The sequence below is a fragment of the Microbacterium sp. genome, from assembly GCF_039812165.1.
GTDB lineage: Bacteria > Actinomycetota > Actinomycetes > Actinomycetales > Microbacteriaceae > Microbacterium.
In genome coordinates this window covers 1-3,175 of record NZ_JBDIAB010000273.1, presented here as the reverse complement: position 1 = coordinate 3,175, position 3,175 = coordinate 1, and the positions used below count along the sequence as shown (strand labels likewise).

Here is a 3,175-nt window from a genome sequence, read left to right as displayed (position 1 = left end):
GTCCGTGGCGCGGTGTACGTTGGGGGCATGAGCGGCCCGTTCGACCCGCCGATCGGCTCGAGCCTCGCGGGGAGGCGCGTCCTCGTCACCGGCGGCGGCAGCGGCATCGGGCTCGCGTGCGTGCGGGCGTTCGCCGCGCGCGGTGCGCACGTGATCGTCGCCGACGTCAATGCGGATGCCGCGGGCAGCGCGGCCGCGGAGGCCGGCGGCGAGCCGTGGGTCGTGGACCTCTCCGACACCGCCGCGCAGGAGGGCCTCGACCTCGACGTGGACGTCCTCGTGAACAACGCCGGCATCCAGCGCGTGCAGCCGATCCACGAGTTCGACCCCGACACGTTCCGGTTCATGCACCGGCTCATGGTCGAGTCGCCGTTCCTCCTGATCCGCGCGGTGCTGCCGCGCATGTACGAGCGCGGCTGGGGACGGATCGTCAACGTCTCCAGCGCGCACGGCCTGCGGGCGAGCCCGTTCAAGTCCGCGTACGTGTCGGCCAAGCACGCCCTCGAGGGGCTCTCGAAGGTCGCCGCACTCGAAGGCGGCCCGCACGGCGTGACGAGCAACTGCATCGACCCGGCGTACGTGCGCACGCCCCTCGTCGAGAAGCAGATCGCCGACCAGGCGCGCATCCACGGCATCCCCGAGAGCGAGGTCGTCGAGAAGATCATGCTCACCGAGACCGCGATCAAGCGGCTCGTCGAGCCCGACGAGGTCGCGGCGCTCGCGGTGTGGCTCGCATCCGACAGCGCGGGCATGGTCACCGGGGCGAGCCTCACGATGGACGGCGGATGGACGGCACGATGACACGGACGTATCGGACGATCGAGGTGCCCGTCGCGGGCGGCGACCTCCACGTCGGCGTGTGGGACGCGGCCGGCGAGGCGGATGCCCCGACCGTCCTCCTCGTGCACGGCGTGACGTCCTCGCACCTGGCCTGGCAGTTCCTGGCCGACGCGCTCCCGCACGTGCGGCTCGTCGCACCCGACCTGCGCGGCCGCGGGCGGAGCAACGCGGTCGAGGGACCGGCGGGCATGGCGGTGCATGCGGACGACCTCGCGGCGGTCTGCGCGCATCTGGGGCTCCCTCCCGTCCTCGTCGTGGGTCACTCGATGGGCGCGTTCGTGGCCGTGGCGTTCGCCGACCGGCATCCGGATGCCGTGACGAGCCTCCTGCTCGTCGACGGCGGCCTGCCGCTGGCCGCTCCCGCGGGCCTCGACCCCGAGGAGCTGGTCGCGGCGATCCTCGGGCCGACCGCCGAGCGGCTGTCGATGCGGTTCCGCGACGTCGACGCCTACCTGGCGTTCTGGCGCCGACATGCGGCGTTCCGGGAGGCCTGGTCGCCCCAGCTGGAGCGCTACCTCGCGTACGACCTCGTGCCGGACGGCGACGGTCTCCGGCCCGCAACGAGCTACCGCACGACGGTCGACGACACCGTCGACCTCACGACGGGATCGACCGTGCCCGACGCGCTCGCGGCGCTCCGCCGTCCGGCTCTCCTGATCACCGTGCCGCGGGGGTTGCAGGACGAGCCGCCGGGGCTGTACCCGCTCGACCACCTGGCCGACGCGCTGTCGCGCGTGCCGAGCGTCGAGCATCGGCGATACGAGAGCTACAACCACTACACGATCGTGATGTCGGAGCAGGGCGCCGCGGCGCTCGCACTCGTCGTGGCCGAGCTCGCGGCATCCGCGCCCATCGCCGTCGACGCGCTCGCGGCCGAGGCGGCCGCAGGAGGGAGTCTCGCGTGATCGACAAGACCTGTGCATCGGCGGCGGATGCCGTGGCCGACATCCCGGACGGGGCGTCGTTGGCGGTGGGCGGGTTCGGGCTGTCGGGCAATCCGATGGTGCTGATCGAGGCGCTGCTGGCGCAGGGCACGAGCGGGTTGAGCATCGTGTCGAACAACTGCGGGGTCGACGACTGGGGTCTCGGAGTGCTGCTGAACGCGGGCCGGATCCGGAAGATGACGTCGTCGTACGTGGGCGAGAACAAGGAGTTCGAGCGGCAGTTCCTGACCGGCGAACTCGAGCTGGAGCTGACGCCGCAGGGAACGCTGGCCGAGAAGCTGCGGGCCGGGGGCTCGGGGATCGCCGCGTTCTACACGCAGACCGGCGTGGGCACGCAGGTCGCCGAGGGCGGCCTGCCGCGCCGCTACGGCGCGGACGGGTCGGTCGCGGTCGCGTCGCCGGTCAAGGACGTGCGGGTCTTCGACGTGTCGGGGGAGCCGCGGGAGTACGTGCTCGAAGAGGCGATCGTGACCGACTTCGCGCTCGTGCACGCGGCCCGTGGCGACCGGCACGGCAACCTCGTGTTCAACAAGGCGGCGCGCAACTTCAACCCGCTCGCGGCGATGGCGGGGCGGGTGTGCATCGCGCAGGTCGAACAGCTCGTCGAGCCGGGTGAGCTCGATCCGGATGCCGTGCACCTGCCGGGCGTGTACGTGCACCGCATCGTCGAGGTCGGTGCCGGCATCGAGAAGCGCATCGAACGCCGCACCGTGCGCACGGAAGGAGCCTGAGATGGCGTTGACGCGCACCGAGATGGCCGCCCGCGCGGCACGCGAGCTGGCCGACGGGTCGTACGTGAACCTCGGGATCGGGCTGCCGACGCTCGTGCCGAACTACGTGCCCGCGGGTGTGACGGTGGTGCTGCAGTCCGAGAACGGCATCCTCGGCGTCGGCCCGTATCCGGCCGAGGATGCCGTGGACCCGGACCTCATCAACGCGGGCAAGGAGACGGTGACGACCCTTCCCGGGGCGGCGTTCTTCGACTCCGCGACGAGCTTCGGGATGATCCGGGGCGGGAAGATCGACGCCGCGATCCTCGGGGCCATGCAGGTGTCCGCCGGCGGGGATCTGGCGAACTGGATGATCCCGGGAAAGATGGTCAAAGGCCCGGGCGGGGCGATGGACCTCGTCCACGGCGCCGCACGCGTGATCGTGCTGATGGAACACGTCGCCCGCGACGGATCCGCGAAGATCGTGCACGACTGCTCGCTGCCCCTCACCGGCCGCGGGGTCGTGGACCGCATCATCACCGACCTCGCCGTCATCGACGTGACCGACGCCGGGCTCGTGCTGGTCGAGACCGCCCCCGGCGTCACCGTCGACGAGGTCATCGCCGCCACCGAGCCCGAGCTGATCGTCCCGGAGACGCTCGCCGGTCGTTGACTCCGCGC

The 3,175-nt window shown here is 71.9% G+C and carries 4 protein-coding genes; all 4 read left to right on the top strand.

The features are described from left to right. Nucleotides 1–27 precede the first annotated feature (27 nt). The 4 genes from WML84_RS14165 to WML84_RS14150 are packed head-to-tail and all read left to right on the top strand — an operon-like array spanning nt 28 to nt 3,167. Nucleotides 28–801, top strand: a complete 774-nt coding sequence (locus WML84_RS14165) for a 3-hydroxybutyrate dehydrogenase (RefSeq protein ID WP_347346783.1) — start codon at nt 28–30, stop codon at nt 799–801. Continuing rightward, on the top strand, nt 798–1,745 hold the full coding sequence (locus WML84_RS14160) for an alpha/beta fold hydrolase (protein WP_347346782.1): 948 nt from the start codon (nt 798–800) through the stop codon (nt 1,743–1,745). Before WML84_RS14165 ends, WML84_RS14160 begins: the two co-directional genes overlap by 4 nt. After that, nucleotides 1,742–2,515, top strand: a complete 774-nt coding sequence (locus WML84_RS14155; protein ID WP_347346781.1) for a CoA transferase subunit A — start codon at nt 1,742–1,744, stop codon at nt 2,513–2,515. The genes WML84_RS14160 and WML84_RS14155 overlap by 4 nt, the downstream gene beginning before the upstream one ends. Nucleotide 2,516: 1 nt before the next feature. Then, the gene (locus WML84_RS14150) at nt 2,517–3,167 is read left to right on the top strand and encodes a CoA transferase subunit B (RefSeq protein WP_347346780.1); all 651 of its coding nucleotides are present in this window, start codon (nt 2,517–2,519) and stop codon (nt 3,165–3,167) included. Nucleotides 3,168–3,175 lie beyond the last annotated feature (8 nt).